This is a genomic window from Sciscionella sediminilitoris (assembly GCF_000737195.2).
Taxonomy (GTDB): Bacteria; Actinomycetota; Actinomycetes; order Mycobacteriales; family Pseudonocardiaceae; genus Sciscionella; species Sciscionella sediminilitoris.
In genome coordinates this window covers 1-17,996 of record NZ_JALM01000138.1, presented here as the reverse complement: position 1 = coordinate 17,996, position 17,996 = coordinate 1, and the positions used below count along the sequence as shown (strand labels likewise).

General features: G+C 66.8%; 17 protein-coding genes and 2 pseudogenes. 7 read left to right on the top strand and 12 right to left on the bottom strand.

All coding sequences use genetic code 11. The features are described from left to right. The coding region (locus tag AD72_RS33420) for a MarR family winged helix-turn-helix transcriptional regulator (RefSeq protein ID WP_051899301.1) at nucleotides 1-390 on the top strand (390 nt) is incomplete at its 5' end. Between the two features lie 451 nt (nucleotides 391-841). On the opposite strand, the gene AD72_RS36950 is transcribed toward AD72_RS33420, so the two are convergent. Together AD72_RS36950 and AD72_RS33415 are read right to left on the bottom strand one after the other, a co-directional pair. After that, complete coding sequence (locus AD72_RS36950) at nucleotides 842-1,297, bottom strand: hypothetical protein (protein ID WP_156365497.1); 456 nt, start codon at nucleotides 1,295-1,297, stop codon at nucleotides 842-844. A gap of 117 nt (nucleotides 1,298-1,414) precedes the next feature. Further along, nucleotides 1,415-2,029, bottom strand: a complete 615-nt coding sequence (locus tag AD72_RS33415) for a TetR/AcrR family transcriptional regulator (protein ID WP_031470649.1) — start codon at nucleotides 2,027-2,029, stop codon at nucleotides 1,415-1,417. A gap of 123 nt (nucleotides 2,030-2,152) precedes the next feature. On the opposite strand from AD72_RS33415, the gene AD72_RS33410 reads away from it, so the two are divergent. The 5 genes and pseudogenes from AD72_RS33410 (at nucleotide 2,153) to AD72_RS37820 (ending at nucleotide 5,196) form a co-directional block, all read left to right on the top strand. Then, the gene (locus AD72_RS33410; RefSeq protein WP_037348254.1) at nucleotides 2,153-3,214 is read left to right on the top strand and encodes an alpha/beta hydrolase; all 1,062 of its coding nucleotides are present in this window, start codon (nucleotides 2,153-2,155) and stop codon (nucleotides 3,212-3,214) included. Next, nucleotides 3,211-3,767, top strand: a pseudogene (locus AD72_RS33405) (NADP-dependent oxidoreductase); the annotation flags it as partial. The gene AD72_RS33410 and the pseudogene AD72_RS33405, both read left to right, overlap by 4 nt. A 185-nt stretch (nucleotides 3,768-3,952) precedes the next feature. Continuing rightward, nucleotides 3,953-4,534: pseudogene (locus AD72_RS38295) on the top strand (oligopeptide:H+ symporter); the annotation flags it as partial. Nucleotides 4,535-4,631: 97 nt separating this feature from the next. Next, a complete protein-coding gene (locus tag AD72_RS37825; protein WP_051899299.1) occupies nucleotides 4,632-4,973 on the top strand; it encodes an MFS transporter in 342 nt (113 codons plus the stop codon). 10 nt (nucleotides 4,974-4,983) lie between these two features. Then, nucleotides 4,984-5,196 carry a gamma-glutamyl-gamma-aminobutyrate hydrolase family protein gene (locus AD72_RS37820; protein WP_255357212.1) on the top strand — a complete coding sequence of 71 codons (213 nt, stop codon included), beginning with the start codon at nucleotides 4,984-4,986 and terminating at the stop codon, nucleotides 5,194-5,196. A 191-nt stretch (nucleotides 5,197-5,387) separates the two neighbouring features. On the opposite strand, the gene aldh is transcribed toward AD72_RS37820, so the two are convergent. From aldh to AD72_RS33370, 5 genes are read right to left on the bottom strand one after another with little or no spacing between them, the layout of a single operon-like run. After that, the gene (gene aldh / locus AD72_RS33390) at nucleotides 5,388-6,764 is read right to left on the bottom strand and encodes an aldehyde dehydrogenase AldH (RefSeq protein ID WP_031470647.1); all 1,377 of its coding nucleotides are present in this window, start codon (nucleotides 6,762-6,764) and stop codon (nucleotides 5,388-5,390) included. A gap of 7 nt (nucleotides 6,765-6,771) precedes the next feature. Continuing rightward, nucleotides 6,772-7,914, bottom strand: coding sequence for a glycerate kinase (locus tag AD72_RS33385; RefSeq protein WP_051899298.1), 1,143 nt, complete (start codon nucleotides 7,912-7,914; stop codon nucleotides 6,772-6,774). Continuing rightward, nucleotides 7,911-8,753, bottom strand: a complete 843-nt coding sequence (locus AD72_RS33380) for a sugar phosphate isomerase/epimerase family protein (protein WP_031470645.1) — start codon at nucleotides 8,751-8,753, stop codon at nucleotides 7,911-7,913. The genes AD72_RS33385 and AD72_RS33380 overlap by 4 nt, the downstream gene beginning before the upstream one ends. Next, nucleotides 8,750-9,910 carry a DUF993 family protein gene (locus tag AD72_RS33375; protein WP_031470644.1) on the bottom strand — a complete coding sequence of 387 codons (1,161 nt, stop codon included), beginning with the start codon at nucleotides 9,908-9,910 and terminating at the stop codon, nucleotides 8,750-8,752. Before AD72_RS33375 ends, AD72_RS33380 begins: the two co-directional genes overlap by 4 nt. Next, nucleotides 9,907-11,091: a Gfo/Idh/MocA family protein gene (locus AD72_RS33370; RefSeq protein WP_051899297.1), complete on the bottom strand. Its 1,185-nt coding sequence runs from the start codon at nucleotides 11,089-11,091 to the stop codon at nucleotides 9,907-9,909. The genes AD72_RS33375 and AD72_RS33370 overlap by 4 nt, the downstream gene beginning before the upstream one ends. A gap of 186 nt (nucleotides 11,092-11,277) precedes the next feature. Between AD72_RS33370 and AD72_RS33365 the strand changes: the two genes are divergently transcribed. Continuing rightward, nucleotides 11,278-12,363, top strand: coding sequence for a LacI family DNA-binding transcriptional regulator (locus AD72_RS33365; protein WP_037348251.1), 1,086 nt, complete (start codon nucleotides 11,278-11,280; stop codon nucleotides 12,361-12,363). 21 nt (nucleotides 12,364-12,384) lie between these two features. Here AD72_RS33365 and AD72_RS33360 read toward each other — a convergent pair whose 3' ends face one another. From AD72_RS33360 to AD72_RS33340, 5 genes are all read right to left on the bottom strand, one after another. After that, complete coding sequence (locus AD72_RS33360) at nucleotides 12,385-12,819, bottom strand: hypothetical protein (RefSeq protein ID WP_031470641.1); 435 nt, start codon at nucleotides 12,817-12,819, stop codon at nucleotides 12,385-12,387. 25 nt (nucleotides 12,820-12,844) lie between these two features. Continuing rightward, nucleotides 12,845-14,878 carry a GMC family oxidoreductase gene (locus AD72_RS33355; protein ID WP_231645127.1) on the bottom strand — a complete coding sequence of 678 codons (2,034 nt, stop codon included), beginning with the start codon at nucleotides 14,876-14,878 and terminating at the stop codon, nucleotides 12,845-12,847. A 118-nt stretch (nucleotides 14,879-14,996) separates the two neighbouring features. Further along, entirely contained in the window at nucleotides 14,997-16,103 is a 1,107-nt protein-coding gene (menC, locus tag AD72_RS33350; protein ID WP_031470639.1) for an o-succinylbenzoate synthase, read from the bottom strand. Next, a complete protein-coding gene (locus AD72_RS33345) occupies nucleotides 16,100-17,266 on the bottom strand; it encodes a M20 family metallopeptidase (RefSeq protein ID WP_031470638.1) in 1,167 nt (388 codons plus the stop codon). Before AD72_RS33345 ends, menC begins: the two co-directional genes overlap by 4 nt. Beyond that, nucleotides 17,263-17,996 (bottom strand): MFS transporter (locus AD72_RS33340; RefSeq protein ID WP_197285159.1); only part of this gene is annotated, 734 nt, incomplete at its 5' end. The genes AD72_RS33340 and AD72_RS33345, both read right to left, overlap by 4 nt.

Genomic DNA, 17,996 nt, shown 5'->3' with positions numbered 1-17,996 from the left:
GCCGGCAAGCTCGTCCTGCAACGGTGGACCGGCATGCTCGCCGAGCTCGAGCTGACCTCAAGTCAGTACAAGCTCCTGCTGACCCTCGACGAAATCGGTCCACTCGGCCAGCAACGACTGGCCGAATTGGTGGGCATCGACCCCCGCAACGCGGTACCGATCATCGAGACCTCGGTCGAACAGGGACTGCTGATTCGCCAGGTCGACCCCGCCGATCGGCGCCGACGGGTGCTGAAACTCGCGCCCACCGGCCGACGATTCGCCAAGAAGCTCCGATCACTGAACGCCGACATCGAGGAAGATCTGCTGGAGCCGCTCGATCCTGCCGATCGCGTGACCCTGCAACGAACGCTGCGCGCTCTGCTCGACGCATCCGACCCGCACCCCTGAGTCCAGCCCAGCATGAAGTTCGACGGGCGACAGCCTCGACGAGAGCCCGGCATGTCGCGGCAAGCTCGCCCATCGGCCACGAGCCTGCATCCAGGGCGCACACGGTCGCGGGGACATACCCTCTACGTCACGGACAAACGACCGCCCGCCCAGGACAGATGCCTGCCACGATGACCACCCACGCCCACCTCGACTGCCAGCACCTGCTTCCACCGCACACCCACCCGGCCAGATCAACCGTCACGCAGAGCTACCTCTGTGACTTCTGGCGAGCGGGCTGATGGTACCCGTCGCGCCGAACCTTGGCATGCGGCTCCTTCACAGAGGTCGACAATCCGCTGACCAGCAAGTTTAGGTTCGTATACTGGCTTGTTGGGGGCGCACCGGATTCCTGGCGGTTTCCTTGCACTGGCTCTGCCCCGTCGTTTCGGCTGGTTTCAGGGGCTCACGGTCACCGCTTCAGTACGTTTAGGTTCGCATCCGGTTGGGCTGACCGCAGCGCAAGGATCTTGCGGAAACCTTGTCGAATCGCGATTCGCCCCAGCTGTCGCACGAACGCGTCGTTTGGAAGAGTGTGCGCTTCGGTCTTGCCGCGGAAGGTGTCGTCTCGGTTGAGTTCGCTTAGCCACCGGGTGAGGACGGCCGTGGTTATGTCGACAGTCCCGGTGTCGCAGGCCGAAATCTGCCGCAGTGCAGCATTGCGTGACTGATCAGGACGGTTGTCACCAAGAACGCTGGTTGTCACCAAGTCCACGCATGCCCGGCTCGTCAGAAGCCCGGCAATGACGGCTGGGCCTGCCGGTCGAGTCGGTGTCAGCGCAGACCTGCTGCCCGTCGGCCCGATCTTCGCGACCGGCCAGCCCTCGTCCAGCACCCACACCCGGCAGGCGCTCAGTTGGGAGCCCAAGTACCCCGCTCCTTGTGAAGGACCTGGACACCATTCAGCCGTGACCGGCGACCGGGAAGATCGGGCGCGCCCGCTGCCGACACCCGCACCGGCAGCGCCGGGCGCGCGTGCGCGCCGTTACGATTCGGGGCCAACTCCGTCGCGGAGGGCCGTGAACAGTCGCTTGAGGCGTACCCGGTGGTCCTTCACTATGGTGCTCGTCGGCTCGCCTGCGATGAGGCGGCGCGCGGTCTCCACCAGCACCGCGCTGTAGCCGGCGATGAAGAACGCGGCGAGCAATGTCGCGTCGCCCTCGAAGGCCGAGTCGCGATCGAGTTCGTCGGTCAGCGTCGTCTGTAGTTCGGACGCGATGGTTCGTGCGCGCGCGACGAGCGCGGGCGACTCCGCGACCGTCCGGAAGAAGGGCACGGAACGGTCGGAGACACCGGAGAGCGGGTGTCGGGTGTCGAGGAGGCGGAAGCTCGTATCCCGCAAGGATGTCAGCGCGTCGACGCCCGGTGCGCGGTCGCGGATGATCGAGCGCAGCAGGTCGACCGCGTCGGCCGCGCGGTCCATGAAGAGGTCTTCCTTGCGCGGGAAGTGGTTGAAGACTGTCACGCTCGAGACTCCGGCCTCGCGCGCGATCTCGGCGACGGTGACGGCTTCGTACCCACGCTCGAAGAACAACCGGTTCGCGACCTCCAGGATCCGTGCGCGCGTCTGTGGGCCGCCGCGCTCGCTGGTTCTGGGCATGCATCCCACTTTCTTGTGTAACTAAATTTAGTCAGTTAATCTAGTGCTTGATCCGCCACTGTGCAACGAACATGATTGCCGACGCTGCCCAGTGAGTCGCGTTGATCGAGGGGAGAAGGTCCCATGCAGCGACAGACGGTCGGGCCGCCGGGCACCGGCGACGAGGTGGCATCGACAGGAGCCATCGTCATGAGCGAGCGCAGGTTCCCCGCTCCGTCCACGGTCAGCAAGCAGGCGCGGGCATGGCTCGCCGTCGACGGTGGCGAGCTGTCCTATCCGGCCGCCGAGGACACCGAGGCGTGGCTCGCGATGGCCGAGCGGGCGAATCGATCCACGGCCCGGCGGTTCCCGATCTCCGAGCTGCCGGTCACCGTCGAGGACCTCGACGTGGACGGCGCCACCGTGTACGCCGCGAGGCCCCGCGGGGTCAAGGAGAAGGCGGACGAGCCGGTCTTCCTCTGGATGCACCCCGGAGGTCTCCTGGTCGGCGGCGGCGACGCGTGCCGCGCAACGACGGCCAGGACCGCGTCGTCCATGGGCATGCTCACGTGGGGCGTGGACTACCGGCTGCCGCCGCTGCATCCCTATCCTGCCGCGCTTGACGACGCGATCGCCGTGTACCGCCGCGTTGTGCGGGACCGCGCCCCGTCGCGGGTGTTCGTCGGAGGCGACTCCGCGGGAGGAAACATCGCCGCGGCCCTGCTGCTGCGCGCCAAAGACGCCGGGCTGCCGATGCCCGCGGCCCTGGTGCTCAACACCCCGCAGGTCGACCTCACCGAGGCGGGCGACACTTTCCAGACCCTGGCGGGCGTGGACAACGTGCTCAGCAGCTTGCGCGCGACGAACGCCCTCTACGCGGCAGGGGCTGACCTGCGGGATCCGTATCTGTCCCCAATCCTGGGTGAGCTGTCCGGCTTCCCGCCCACGTTCCTCCGAACCGGGACCCGCGATCTGTTCCTCTCCAACACCGTCCGGATGCACCGCGAGTTGCGGCGCGCCGGCGTGGAGGCCGAACTGCACGTGTTCGAGGCGATGCCGCATGGCGGGTTCGGAGGCGACAGCCCGGAGGACGAGGAGGCCGCTACCGAACAGCGTCACTTCCTTGACAAGCACAGCCTCGGCAAGCACTGCGCCTGGCGGCACCGCGCTCGGGCAGCGACCGTTCGCGAGAAGAGGGACTCCTGAGGGCGGTCGAGTTCAGCCGGTTCGGGTCCCGGAGGTCCTCAAGATCGTGGACCTGCCCGATCCGCACCCCGGCCCCGGCCAGGTCCGGATCGCCGTGCACGCCGCCGGGCTCAACACGAGCGACTGGAAGAAGCGCCAGGGGCTGATGGACCAGGAGCTTCCGCAGACCATGGGCCACGAGGCGGCGGGCATCGTCGACGAGCTCGGTGCGAGTGTCACCAGTGTCGCCGTCGGCGACCGCGTGTTCGGATTCTCCCCCGCCAGTGGCGCTCAAACGGAACTGACGGTGCTGTCCTGCTACACACCCATCCCGCCGTCGCTCGGCTTCGCTGAGGCCGCCGCACTACCGGCCGCGACCGAGACGGCAGCGCGCGCCCTCGACCAGTTAGGTGTCGAGAGCGGTGACACGGTGCTCATCAACGGCGCATCCGGCAGCGTCGGCAGTGCCGCCGTCCAGCTTGCCATGGTTCGGGGTGCACGCGTGATCGGTACTGGCAGTCCGGCCACCAAAGATTTCCTGCGCTCGCTCGGCACCGAACCCATCGCCTACGGTGCCAATCACGGGATTACGTCACCGACAAACGACCGCCCACCCGGTCAGATCAACCGTCACGCAGAGCTACCTCTGTGACTTCTGGCGAGCGGGCTGATGGTATCCGTCGCGCCGAACCTTGGCATGCAGCTCCTTCACGGAGACCGGCAACCCGCTGACCAGCAGGTTTAGGTTCGGATATTGCCTTGTTGGGTGCGCCACCAGGCAAAACGTGCGACGCCGGCTTCACCATCTACTACCGGGGAATCAACGCCGGTTCTCTCACCGGCCCCCTGCTCGCCGGGCTGGCCCAGAAAGAACTCGGGTTCCACATCGGCTTCGGGCTCGCAGCCATCGGGATGGCGATCGGGCTCATCATCTACCTCGTCGGCCGCCGACGCATCCCCGCCCGCCCTGTCGCCCATCCCCTCGCCCGGACCGAATACACCCGCTCCGCAGTTGCGGTTCTCAGTGCCGCACTGGTGATCGCAGCGCTTTTCGCTTCGGGCATCGTCAACTCCGCCAACCCGTCAACCGCAGTGGCCATCGCCGTCGCGGTCATGGCAGTCGGCATGTTCGCCCACCTCCTGACGAGCTTCCACCTGACCACCGACGAACGCAGCCGCGCACGCGCTTTCATTCCCCTCTGGATCGGCAGCGTCCTCTACTGGTCGATCTTCCAGCAGGAGTTCACCGTCCTGACGATATACTCCGACCAACGCATGAACCGCAGCCTGTTCGGCTGGGAAATGCCCATCTCCTGGGTCAACTCACTGGATCCCTTCTTCGTACTCTTCCTCGCACCGATCTTCTCGGTCCTGTGGACCCGCCTCGGTTCGCGCCAACCCCGGCACTCCGGCCAAGTTCGCGGTCGCGCTGGGCGGAATGGGCCTTGCCTTCCTGTTGTTCCTGCCGTGGTCGGGCGGGGCGGACAACACGACCCCGTTCCTGGCGGTGGTCCTCATCGTGTTCGTGGCCAGCGTCTTCGAACTGTGGCAGGTGCCCGTGCTGCTGTCCTTCTCGACGAAGGTGGGGCCACGCATCTCCCCCAACCGGATCGTTGCTATGGCCTATCTGTCCGTCGCACTCGGGTCGGCACTTTCCGGAGTCATATCCGCCTGGTACTCGCCCGCCCACGAATTCGCCTACTTCGGCTCGACAGGCGTGGCAGCCATCGTCCTCGCAGCCATCCTCGGAGCACTCACCCCCCCATCAGCCGAGCCCTAAAGGGGGTCAAGTGACACAAGCACTTGCCCACCAACTCTACGGCGCCACCGTCCAAACCAACTCATGGCACCACCAAGCCGTGAGAGAATGCGGACCCGGTGTCACCGCCACAAGCCACACAACCGACGGAAGCATCGAATCCATCGAACTCACCGGACACTCGGTACTCGGCGTTCAATGGCACCCGGAATGGCACACCGAGCTCGACCCCGTCTTCCCCTGACTGGTGAACGCGGCCCGCACCACGTGAGGCAAATAGGTGGGCTGCCCGGATGACTGTGCGTCGCGTTCCTGCGATGCTCTCTTGTCCACGCAGCACGGCGATCCCCCGGGCGGAGCCGCGCATCGCGGGTTCGGCACGGTGCAGTAGGTGAACCTGGTTACCGTTGCCCGCCAGACGCCGCCCCTCGAGGGTCAGGCTGTCCAGACGGTCTTGATGTTCACGAACTCCCGGATGCCGAGGGCGGATAGTTCCCGGCCGTAGCCGGAATCCTTGACTCCGCCGAATGGGACGCCGGGGAATGAGGCGGTGAGTCCGTTGACGAAGACGCCGCCCGCGTCGATCTCGCGGGTGAGCCGGTCGATTTCGTTGCGGTCTGTGGTCCACACACTGGAGCTGAGCCCGAAATCCGAGTCGTTGGCGAGCCGGATGGCGTCGTCGACGCTATCGATCCGGTGCAGACAGGCCACCGGTCCGAAGCATTCCTCACGGTAGAGCCGCATTTCGGGGGTGATATCGGCGAGCACTGTCGCCGGGTAACAGTATCCGGGTCCGGGCGGGGTCTTTCCGCCGGTGAGCACTGTCGCGCCGTTGCTGATGGCGTCGGCGACGAGCGATTCGACATCGCGGCGGCCGCGTTCGGTGGCCAGCGGGCCGAAGGTCGTCGCCTCGTCTCGTGGATCGCCGGTTGTCGTTGCGGCCATCCCTTCGACGAAGCGTGCGGTGAACTCGTCGTAGACGTCGGTGTGGATGTAGTAGCGCTTGGCCGCGATGCAGGATTGTCCGGAGTTCTGTACTCGGGCGGTGACCGCGGCCTCCGCCGCCCTTGTCACATCCGCGCTGGGCAGCACGATGAACGCGTCCGTGCCACCCAGTTCGAGCACTGTCTTCTTGATGTTCCGCCCTGCGGCTTCGGCGACCGCGGCGCCGGCGGCGACGGATCCGGTCAGTGTCGCCGCCCGGATCCGCCGGTCGTCGAGCAGCCGGGTGACGTCGGCGGCCTCGATGAGCAGGGTTTGAAAGGCGCCAGTGGGGAACCCACCGCGTTCGAACAACTCACCGAGATAGAGCGCGCACTGGGGAACGTTGGAGGCGTGTTTGAGTAGCCCGGTGTTCCCCGCGAGCAGTGCGGGGGCCGCGAAGCGGATCGTCTGCCACAGCGGGTAGTTCCAGGGCATCACCGCGAGCACGACACCGATGGGATCGAAGCGGACGGTGAGCTCGCTCGCGCCGACCGAGGCCGGTTCGACGGGCCGTTCCGCGGACAGGTAGCGCTCGGCGTTGTCGGCGAAGAACCGCATTCCGGTCGCCGATTTCAGCGCCTCGGTGCGTGCGCTGGCCACGGTCTTGCCCATCTCGGTCGTGATCAGTTCGGCGACCTCGTCTGCCTCGGCTTCGAGCAGGTCGGCCGCGCGGTGCAGCCACTCGGCGCGTTCGGTGAACGTGGTCGAGGCCAGGGCGCGGAAAGCCGTGTCGGCGGCCTCGACTCGTGCTTCGACCTCTGCTGGGGTGTGTGGGGTGAACTCCTTGCGAAGCTTTCCGGTCGTGGGATCGACAGTGGCGATCGTCATGGGCTGTTTACCTCCTTGATCGGTTCTCGGACTGGTTGTCCGACCTCTGGTATTGGATGGCCAGTTCGGTTCCGGCTCGCCGCAGATGATTGATCGGGTCGGCGAGCGCGCGCCCCGGGCCGCCGGCGAGCACGCTGAGGTCCTCAGTGGCCAGAAAGGGGCCGTCGGCGGTGATCTGTCCGGCGATCAGCAGCGCCTGGGTACCCGTGGCGGCGGCCAGCGCCGCGACATGGCCGGGGGCTTTCCCGGCCTGCGATGCTCCGTCGAACCGTCCCTCACCGGTGATCACCACGTCGGCGGCCGCCACCGCGGAAGGCAGTCCGACAAGTCTCCCGAGCAGTTCGCTGCCAGCGACGAGGTCAGCTCCCCAGGCGAGCAGTCCGAAGCCGGTGCCACCGGCCGCACCGGTGCCCGTGGTGCTGGGATCGGCGGGCAGCCGCTCGGCAAGCCTGCGCAGGTTTCGGTCCGCCGTCACGATTCCGTTGGCGGTAAACCCTTTCTGGGCGCCGAACATCGCGGCCGCTCCCGTCGGTCCGAGCAGCGGATGGGTGACATCGCTGAGCACGGTGACTCCGCTTGCCGGCGGCTGCCGCAAGTCGCTGAGGTCGACCGAATGCAACCGGGCAAGACCGTGGTTGCCGAGCGGAACCGGTTCTCCGGCGGTATCGAGCAGGCGTGCACCGAGCGCGGTGAGCGCTCCTGCGCCACCATCGGTCGAGGCCGATCCGCCGAGAGCCAGCAGAAGGTGCCGTACCCCGGCGTCCATGGCCGCGGCGATCACGCGACCGAAGCCGAGGGTGTGTGCGCTGGCAGGACACGGCCGGTCGAGCAGGGTCAGCCCACTGGCACCGGCCAGCTCGACGAGGCCGGTGCCATCGGGCAAGGCCAACCAGTGTGTGCCGACCGGGCGACCGTCCGGGCCGGGAACCGTGACGGGAACCCGCCGCGTCCCAGTGATAGCTGTGGCGACGGCGTCGAGGGTTCCCTCACCGCCATCGGCCAGCGGGAGCTGGTGTAGTTCATCCTGTGGCCGCGCTTCGGTCCACCCTTCGGCGATGGCGCACGCGACTTCGCAGGCGGTCGCGGAGCCTTTGAACGAGTCGGGTGCAATCAATACCCGCTGCGACACGACACACGGCGTATCGGTCATGTGCCGAGTCCGAGGGTGGCGTTGACGGCTTTCACGGTGCGTTCGGCAACCGATACCGGTTCGGTTTCCCAGAACTCGCGGTTGAAGATCTCGACCTCCACATCACCGCGGTAGCCTGCGTTCTCGACGGCTCGGGTGATCGCGGGCAGATCGATGTGTCCTTCGCCCGGCATGCCCCTGGCGAGCAGGACATCGGATGGCAGCGGAGTGACCCAGTCACTGACCTGGTAGCTGGCGATCCGCCCGTCCCGCCCGGCTCGGGCGATCTGCGCCTCGAGGCCGGGTTCCCACCAGATGTGGAAGGTGTCCACGACCACGCCGACGACTTCTGGCGGAAACTGCTCGGCGACCTCGAGTGCCTGTGCCAGTGTGGAAACCACACCCCGGTCCGCGGCATACATCGGGTGCATCGGTTCGATCGCGAGGATCACCCCGGCTGCCGCGGCGTCCTCGACGAGCTCGGCGATCATGTCCCGAACCCGGCATCGGGCACCGGCCAGGTCACGGTCACCGTTCGGCAGGCCACCGGGAACCAGGACGAGTACCGGTGCCGACCCCGGCGCGCCAGCGGCAGCCAGGGTAGCGGTCTCCTCGATCGCCCTGCGATTGTCGGCGAGCGCGGTCGTGGAGGAATCGGTGAAGAACCCGCCACGGCACAGGCTCGAGACCCGTAGCCCCGATTCGGCGACCCATGCAGCCGCGGTTCGGATCCCAACGGCGGCAACGGGTTCCCGCCACAAACCGATCGCGGGAATCCCCACTGTCCGGGCGGCGTGCAACGCGGTCGCGAGGTCGGCGTACCGGATCGTGGCCTGGTTCAACGATATCCGGGCGCTCATGCCGGACGCCGTTCGAGTACACCGTGCAGAGCCAGCAGGGCGTTCCAGCGCTGTGCGGCCAGTTCCGGGTCGGTGAGCGCCCCGGCAGCGTCGGCCAGTCGCAGAACCTCGGACAAGTGCGGAAGACTCCGTGCGGCGTGCAGCCCGCCGATCATCGTGAACGCGGGGTGGTGACCGTTGAGCCAGGACAGAAAGGCCACCCCGGTCTTGTAGAACTCCGTCGGCGTCGCGAAAATCTGCCTCGCCAGTGCCTCGGTTGGCCGGAGTAGTCGTCGGTAACCGTTGCTGTCACCGGCATCCAATGCCTGCAGTGCCGCGGAAGCCAACGGCGCGATGGCAGCGAAGGCGCCCAGCAGCGCATCGGAGTGCTGGCGTCCGTCCCCTTCGATCAACTCGACGTAGTGGTAGTCGTCTCCGGTGAACATGCGGATACCGCGAGGCAGCCTTGCCCGCAGTTCGGTCTCGCGCTCGGCGTCGAGCAAGCTCATCTTGATTCCGCGTACCTTGTCGGTGTTCTCCGCCATGATCCGTATGACGGTCTCGGCGGGTGTAGGCCCGAAATATCCGTGCAGCTGCGCGTCGAACGCCGCGCCCAGCCAATGCAGCACCACTGGGGCACCCGCCCTGGCGAGCACCTCGCGATAGACCCACTCATAGTCCTGTGCCGAGGCAGCGGCGCGAGCCAGATGGCGGCTGGCCATCAGGACAACCCCCGCGCCCTGGTCCTCGGCGAACTGCAGCTGCGCCACGTACGCGTCGACGATCTCGCCCAGTGACACCATTTCTTCGGCGAGATGGTCGGTGTTCACGCCGACTACCAGTGCACCGCCGACCGCGGCGGCTTCTGCCGCGCTGCGTGCGATCAGTTCCCTGGTCGCTGCCGCGTCCAGTCCCATATTGCGCTGCGCGGTGTCCATGGCGTCGGCCACACCGAGCCCCCAGGACCACAGGTGGTGACGGAAAGCCAGTGTGGCGTCCCAGTCGATCTCTGCTGGGGCGCCGGGCACGTTCTCCCCTGTCGCGCGGGGCAGAACATGTGCCGCGGCATATGCGGTCCTGCTGCGCAGTGGTTCATCGGGACGGTGCAAGACCGGCGCCGCGGCCAGTTCGCTAAACCTCAGCCCGGCATCGCCATCGACGAGCGCAACGGTCGTCACTGCGCCACCCCATCGGCTTGGGCGAGCTCCGGAACGATCAGTTCGGGCAGGTCCACCCGGGTACCCGTGCGGGAGCTTTCCAGTCCCGCTTCGGCCAGCCGTACCCCACTGGCGCCGGAAAGCAGATCATAGGGATGCGGTTCACCGTCGACTACGTGGCGGATGAACTGCTCCCACTGCGTCTTGAATCCATTGTCGAACACCGTGTTGTCCGGCACCTCGCTCCAGTCCGCGGTGTAATCGTGCGTCTCGGCCAGATCGGGGTTCCATGTCGGATACGGCGTCATGTCGCGAGACTGGATACGGCAGCCGAAGAGCCCGGCAACGGCACTGCCATGAGTCCCGTCCACCTGAAACTCGACCAGTTCCCCGCGATTGACGCGCACCGCCCAGCTGGAGTTGAGCTGTGCGATCGCGCCACTCTCGAATTCGAAAACGGCGTAGGCAGCGTCGTCGGCCGTCGCGGGGTACGGCGCCCCGGTCTCGTCGAACCGGGTCGGGATATGTGTCACCGCGCGCGCATACACCGACCTGATCTCGCCGAACAGGTTCTCGAGCAGATAGTTCCAGTGCGGGAACATGTCGACCACGATCCCGCCGCCGTCCTCGGCACGGTAGTTCCAGCTCGGCCGCTGCGCCGGCTGCAGATCGCCCTCGAATACCCAGTAGCCGAACTCGCCGCGCACCGACAGAATCCTGCCGAAGAAACCCGAATCAACCAATCGGGCCAGTTTGCGCATTCCGGGTAGATAAAGCTTGTCGTGCACCACCCCGTTCGGCACCCCGGCACGACGCGCCAGCCCGGCCAGCTCCAGCGCCTCATACGCCGTCTCCGCTGTCGGCTTCTCCGTGTACACCGCCTTACCTGCCGCGATCGCCCGACGCAGCGCGACCGCCCTGGCATTCGTCACGAGAAAGTCGGCATAGATCTCCCACTGATCATCACCAAGAGCGGTATCGAGATCGGTCGTCCAGTCCGCGATGTCATGCCGATTCGCGAGCTCGGCGAGCTTTCCCGCATCACGGCCGACAAGCATCGGCCGCAGCTGCACCCGCTCACCGCTGCGCAACCGGACCCCACCCGCGTCCCGCAGAGCCAGAACCGAACGGACCAGATGCTGGCGATACCCCATTCGCCCGGTGACACCGTTCATGATGATGCCGATACTTCGCTGAGCCATGAAACCTCCTGAATCCCTCGCATGAACCGTTCGGACAGCCCCTCGCCGAGGGCCAGCTCGCAACGATCGGCGCGCTCGACAACAGACGGGAAAGCGCTTTCCAAATTAGGCCGGACCGGAGTCACCGTCAACCCCTCCCACAGTTGACCCACCCATGCTCGATGGGAAAGCGCTAGCCTTAGCGCCGTGAGCTATCGTTCTCAGCCCGACCGGGCCAGGCAGACCCAGGCAGCGGACGGCACCGCGACACTCGGCGATGTCGCCACACGGGCGGGCGTCTCCCTGGCTACCGCTTCGCGCGCCCTCAACGGCAGCGGCACGCGCCAGGTGGGCGACGACCTGCGGACACGGGTGCTGGCCGCGGCCGCGGAACTCGACTACTCACCCAACGCGCAAGCCCAGGCGATGGCCAGAGGCAACACCGCGACGCTGGGACTCGTGGTACACGACATCGCCGATCCCTATTTCTCCAGCATCGCGGCCGGGGTGATCGCGGCAGCGGGCACACGGGGACTCCTGGTGACCGTGGCCAGTACGCAGCGCGATCCGGCAGCCGAGCTGCACCACGTCGAGCTGCTCCGGCAACAGCGGGCGCAGGCTGTCGTGCTCGCGGGCTCCCGGCTGGACGATCCGTCGCTGCTGGACCCGATGCGTGCGGAGCTGCGGACGTTCACGCGCGGCGGCGGCAGGGTTGCCTGCATCGGCCAGGACGAACTGGGCGTGAGCGCGGTCGTCGTGGAGAACCGGTTGAGTGCCGCGAACCTCGCCGATGCCTTGTGCCGGGCCGGGCACCGGAGCTTCGCGGTACTCGCCGGACCACCTCAGCATCTCACGGCTCGAGACCGCGCGGAGGGATTCTGCGTCGGGCTTGCCGAACACGATGCCGAACCCGGCAGTGGGCAGCGAATTTTCTGCGACTTCACCCGCGAAGGCGGGTACACGGCAACCCGGACGCTAATCGAGAACGCCGGTGCTCGCCCGCCGGTCGACTGCCTTTTCGCGGTCAACGACGTGATGGCGCTGGGGGCACTGGCCGCGCTGCGGGAAGCCGGACTTCGCGTACCGGAGGACATCGGCGTAGCGGGTTTCGACGACATCAGCTCGCTGCGCGACGTCGTTCCCGGATTGACGACGGTGCGGCTACCGTTGGCCGATATGGGTGAGCAGGTCGTGGAAATCGCCCTGGACGGCGAACCGGGAATCAAACAGCGCCTGTGCCTGCGCGGCGAACTGATGCTGCGGGAAAGCACAAGGCGCGACGCGGCGGGCTGAGAATTCCGGTCCACCCCGGCGTCACGCCTGCCGGTAGCGCGGCCCCCGTTCGACCACTCGCATGAGCAGGTCCTCGTCGATGTCCTCGGCGATCTGCACGGTGCGCGGCTGTTGGCCGGTGTAGCCGAGCAGATCGCGCACTTCGGGGTTGGTGTAATAGCCACCGGCGACGATCAGCAACACCGCGCGGTAGGCGGGTTCGTCGAGCTGGCGCAGTTGGTCGACGGCCTCCGCCGGCCCGAGCTCTGTGGTGCTCGACCATGCGCGGAGCAGTTCACGCACCAGGTCCGGACGGCTGTGCAGAACGACATCCAGCTGTCCGGCACCGACACCGGCTGCACCCGCCGCGGGCATGGTGACCGATGCCGGAATGAGGTGATCGGCCACGGCGCACAGCCAGGCGCGGCAGTCTCCTGGAACGTCGACTACCTCGGGCAGGCTCGACCAGGTGTTCATCTCTACTCCCTGATATCGCAGGTGATCAGGCGGGAACCCGTTGCTCTCGGCGATGCTCGATAAGGTGCTCTACCGCCCGCAGCGCCAACGCCGTGATAGTGCTCGTCGGGTTCACCCCGCCGGAGGTGACGAAGACGCTGCCATCCATGACGTAAAGGTTGGGAACGTCGTGGGAGCGGCCGTACTCGTCGACGACCGAAGTCGCCGGGTCGGTCCCCATCCGCGTGGTGCCGAGCAGATGCCACCCGGAGTACCGCATCAACGATTCCGCCGCGGTCTCGTAGGCTCCGGCGGCTTGCAAGGACTCGGTGGCACGGGCGACATGAAAGTCGAGCAGACGCCGGGAGTTCTCGTTGACCGTGTAGTTGAGCTTCGGCGCCGGGATACCGGAGGAATCCGTCAGCGCGGAATCGGTCGTGACCCGGTTTGCCTCATCGGGCAGATCCTCGCCGAAGATTCCCCAGCTGATCGTCCGCCCCAGATGCTTGCGGATGTGTTCGTGATGATCCGGTCCCCACACCTCGTTCCCCGCACGGGAAGGCAGTGCGGCATCGAGCGGTCCGCCGGTCGGCGCGAGGCTCCACTTCGCGCCACGCACGAAGCCCCGATCGGTGTCGGTCTCGTAGAACTCGTAACAGGCGATCTTCGCGCCGACATGTCCGCGCCAGCTCGTCAGATCCTCGTCGAAGTAGCCGGTCACGTTCGCGAACGGATGCACCATCAACCTGCGCCCCACCAGACCACTGGAATTGGCGAGCCCATCCGGATATCGCGGCGAGCTCGAATTGAGCAGGATACGCGGAGTACCGACCGCGTTCGCGGCCAGAATCACCACCTCGGCACGGGCGACATGCCACGAACCGTCCGGGCGCACGAACTCGGCACCAGTGGCCAAACCGTTGCCGGACATCAGGATCCGCGACACCCGGGCCCCGGTCAGCAACCGCACCCCGCCGGCGACCGCGGACGGCCAATGCGTCAGATCGGTGGAAGCCTTCGCACCCTCTGGACATCCCTGCATACAAGCACCGAACTGCACACACGGCCGTCTGCCCTGGTGCGGAGCGGAGAGCACAGCCTGCGCCGCAGGCCACCAATGCCAGCCCAGTCGATCATGGGCACGAGCCATCCGCGCGCCGATCGCACCGATCGGCAGCGGCGGAAGCGGCGGCTCCGCACCATCAGGGTAAGCGGGATCGCCACCTGCCCCCGAGACGCCGAACGCCGCATCGGTGCGCTCATAAAACGGCTGCAGATCCCCATAGCGCAGCGGCCAGTCATCGGCGACCCCATCCAGCGAGCGAACACGAAAATCCGAGGGCAGCAACCTCGGCCAGTCACCGGCATAGAGCACCATGCTCCCGCCGACACCCGCGTACATCAGCGGTGCGACATCGGATTCGACATCGTTGACCGGATAGTCCGCTGCCCGCCCACGCACGTTGGGACTACCCGACCACTGCTTGCGTGCCTCAAGCTCATACGTCCGACGCTGGGCCGGGTAATCGGCCCGGTCCGGCCACTGCCCCTGTTCCAGACACAACACATCGAAACCGGCCTGAGCCAGCGCGCCGGCGGCGACACCGCCCGAAGCCCCCGCGCCGATGATCAGCACGTCAGCCTGCTCCATCGAACTTCCCTCCGCACACCGCCTGGTAAACGCTTTCCAGCAGCGTACGATTTGCCGGTAACGATGACAACCCCCAGGCACCCTCCTCCGGGTCACCACGGCCTGCCGTCTCCCGGAACAACCGGCCCAGCACGGCACGCACCACCCGTGAGCGCGCGACAAAAACAAGCCGCAGAGCCGGGAGCGGGCACCAGCCACCGGGCAGGACACAGCCGATACCCAGCGGGCGCCCCCGATCAACACACTCCGCACTGAGACCGGAAAACGTTTCCTCCGAGCCCGAAAGATCTGGATCTGCACCTGGTGCCGGACGACAACGCCACCATCAAAACGGCACACGACCTGCAGTTCCTGACTGAATCTCACCGAACGCTGGTTCGCCGCACCGGTGAACCGGAAACGCCGCCGTTCGGCCTGCCGCAGTGTCACCGCACTGGAAAGACGTACGACAGTGGACCAACGATTGGAACACCAACCTCAAACCATTACCGGCGTCGGGGGTTGTCGTTCGGATGACATCCCCTGATGCTTCTGACGCTCTCGGTGATCAGAAGGCGATCCACTGCCGCGTAGTGGTGAGCGCGGTAAGGGTGTTCTGGTCCGGGGAGATGCCGATTCCGAGTCCGGTGGGCACTTGCAGGCAGCCGTGCTGGAGTTCGAAGGGTTCGGTGATGTCCTGTGCGTAGTAGCGGGAGGAGGCGGAGGTGTCGCTTGGCAGGGTGAACCCGGGCAGTCCGGCGAGGGCGAGGTTGGCCGCGCGCCCGATCCCGGTTTCCAGCATTCCGCCGCACCACACGGCGATTCCGTTGGCCTGACACAGGTCGTGGATGCGCCGTGATTCGAGGTAGCCGCCGACCCTTCCCGGCTTGATGTTCACGATCCGGCAGGCACCGAGCGCGATCGCGTCCGCAGCGGCTTCGGCTGAGACGATCGATTCGTCCAGGCACACCGGGGTGCGCAGGTGCGCGGCCAGTTCGGCGTGCTGGCGCAGCTGTTCTTCACCGAGTGGCTGCTCGATGAGCAGCAGGTCGAACGCGTCGAGCCGGGCGAGGTGGCGTGTATCGGCGAGGGTGTACGCGGAGTTGGCGTCGACCTGGAGCACGAGTTCGTCTCCGAAGCGTTCCCGGACCGCGCGCACCGGTTCGATGTCCCAGCCGGGTGCGATCTTCAGTTTGATCCGCGCATACCCCTCGTCGAGGTATCCGGTGACGGCTTCGAGCAGTTCCGGGATCGAATCGTGGATCCCAACCGACACACCGGCCGGTACCCGTTCGCGGGTGGCGCCGAGGTAATCGCCGAGTGCGAGCCCGTGGGTGCGCAGCTGGGCGTCGAGAACTGCGGTCTCTACGGTGCTTTTCGCCATCCGGTGCCCGCGAACCGGTGCGAACAACTCGCCGATCTGCTCCGCGGTGGGTTCCCGTGCCTCGCGCAGCCGCGGAATCAGGAACCGCTGGATCATCTCGGCGACACCGTCCACGTATTCCGAGGAGTACATGGGGGTACTGAACGCGACGCATTCGGACCAGCCCTCGGCGTCCGGGGTGAGCACGCGCAGTAGGAGCACTTCGCGTTCGTGCACGGCACCGAACGAGGTACGGAACGGATACCGCAACGGCAGTTCGAGCCGGATGAGTTCGATTCCCTCGATCTTCACAGCGCTCCTCCAAGGTTTCCGGTGAATTCGACGATCACCGCGGCGGCCACGGCGGCGCGCTCGGTCATGGCAGCGATCGAAACGTGTTCATGCCTGGCATGCGCGCCGTCCCCGACCGCACCGATCCCGTCCAGCACCGGAATCCCCAGTGCGGCGACGAAATTGCCGTCACTGGCCCCGCCGACCGCGCATTCGCCGATGTCCAGGCCGAGCTCGGCGCCCGCCCGGTTGGCCAGTTCCGCGAGTTGTCCCGCCGCCGCGCTACGTTCCATGACCGGCCGGTTCCATTCTCCCCTGACCGTGATCTCAGCTCGCGGATCGGCCGTGCGCAGTCCGGCCAGCGCGCTGGCGATCCGGTCCTGCTCAGTCCGGCTGCGCACCCGCACATCCACTGTGGCCGCGGCGTTTCCGGCGACCACATTGCTCGCGGTGCCACCGTGCACGAGCCCGACGTTCACCGAGGTTCCGGCCCCGAGGTCAGTTAGAGCGTGCAGGGTGAGCGTGGCCCGCGCCAGTTCATCGACCGCGCTGGCGCCTTTCTCCGGATCCAGTCCGGCGTGCGCCTCGCGCCCAGCGACGGTGAGCTCGAAGATCCCGACCCCTTTGCGTGCGGTCTTGACCGACCCCGCGGCGCTGCCCTCGAACACCAGCACCGCGGCGGCATCCGCGCACTCGCGTTCGATCACCGGCCGGGAAACCGGGCTGCCGATCTCTTCATCGCCGTTGAGCACGATCCGTATCGGCGGCATGGTGTATCCGTTGCGCGCCAGCGACCGCAGCGCCCACACCGCTTGCACCAGACCGGCCTTCATGTCGAAGGTGCCAGGCCCGCTCGCCGTGTCACCGTCCACTGTGTACGGCCACTGCGCCAGGGTTCCCTCGGGCCAGACGGTGTCGTAGTGCCCGAGCAACACGACCGGTGCCGCGCCGTCTCCCGGGAAATCCAGCACGAGCACCGATCCGTGTTCTCCACCGGGAACCAGCTCGCGTCGGCTCGCGGTACCCAGCCGCTCACCGATCCAGCGCTCCAGCCAGTTCAGGGTCACGGCGAGCAGCGCGGGATCCCCGCTCGGGCTTTCGTGGCCGACATACGCACCGAGGTCAGCGACCAGCTCGTCCCGGTGTCCGGCGAGCCAGTCGTGCACGCTGGCTACCTCGATCATTTCACTACCTCCGGAATGGATTGTGCGCTCTCGCCGATCCGGCGCGGCGCGGTTTCGGGCAACAGCGCGGCACAGATCAGCACGAGCAGAGCGACACCCGCGCCGAGCAGCGGAACACTCCAGGATGCCTTGCCCGAAGAGACGAACACGAGCGTGGCCAGGGTCGGGGCGAGACCGCCGCCGAGCGCCGCACCGAGCTGATAGCCCAGCGAGGCGCCGCTGTAGCGGACCTGGGCGGGGAACTGTTCGGCGATCATCGCCGGGGTGGTGCCCTTCATCGAAGCGGTCAGCGGGGATGCCAGCGCGAACGCCAGATAGAACAGGAAATCGTTGCCCTCGTGGACCATCCAGAAGAACGCGAACAGGTAGATCCCTGTCAGCAGGGCACCGGTACACACCACCGGACGGCGGCCGAAGCGGTCGGCCAGCCCACCGGATACGAACGAGAACACGGTGGTACCGGTCAGGAATATCGCTTGTGCGGCAAGGCTTTGCGCCTGCGTGTGCCCGACGGCGAGCGCATAGGTGAGGAAGAAGGAGAAGCCGAGATAGGCGATCGCGTTGTATCCCATGCTCAGCCCGAAGGTCAGTGACAGCGCACGCAGGTGCTCGGTGAACACGGTCACCAGGGGAATCCGTGGTGGCCGTTCGGTGCGCTCGAACTCCGGAGTGTCCCCCGCACCGCGGCGCGCGGCTAGTCCGACCGCGACCAGGATCGCGCTGAGCAGGA

Coding starts and splice junctions, on each gene's coding strand:
- aldh (WP_031470647.1), bottom strand. CDS start 6,764: ATGACGATCGCCACTGTCGATCCCACGACCGGAAAGCTTCGCAAGGAG.
- AD72_RS33380 (WP_031470645.1), bottom strand. CDS start 8,753: ATGAGCGCCCGGATATCGTTGAACCAGGCCACGATCCGGTACGCCGAC.
- AD72_RS33370 (WP_051899297.1), bottom strand. CDS start 11,091: ATGGCTCAGCGAAGTATCGGCATCATCATGAACGGTGTCACCGGGCGA.
- AD72_RS37825 (WP_051899299.1), top strand. CDS start 4,632: ATGGGCCTTGCCTTCCTGTTGTTCCTGCCGTGGTCGGGCGGGGCGGAC.
- AD72_RS33385 (WP_051899298.1), bottom strand. CDS start 7,914: ATGACCGATACGCCGTGTGTCGTGTCGCAGCGGGTATTGATTGCACCC.
- AD72_RS33360 (WP_031470641.1), bottom strand. CDS start 12,819: ATGAACACCTGGTCGAGCCTGCCCGAGGTAGTCGACGTTCCAGGAGAC.
- AD72_RS33415 (WP_031470649.1), bottom strand. CDS start 2,029: ATGCCCAGAACCAGCGAGCGCGGCGGCCCACAGACGCGCGCACGGATC.
- AD72_RS33410 (WP_037348254.1), top strand. CDS start 2,153: ATGCAGCGACAGACGGTCGGGCCGCCGGGCACCGGCGACGAGGTGGCA.
- AD72_RS33345 (WP_031470638.1), bottom strand. CDS start 17,266: ATGATCGAGGTAGCCAGCGTGCACGACTGGCTCGCCGGACACCGGGAC.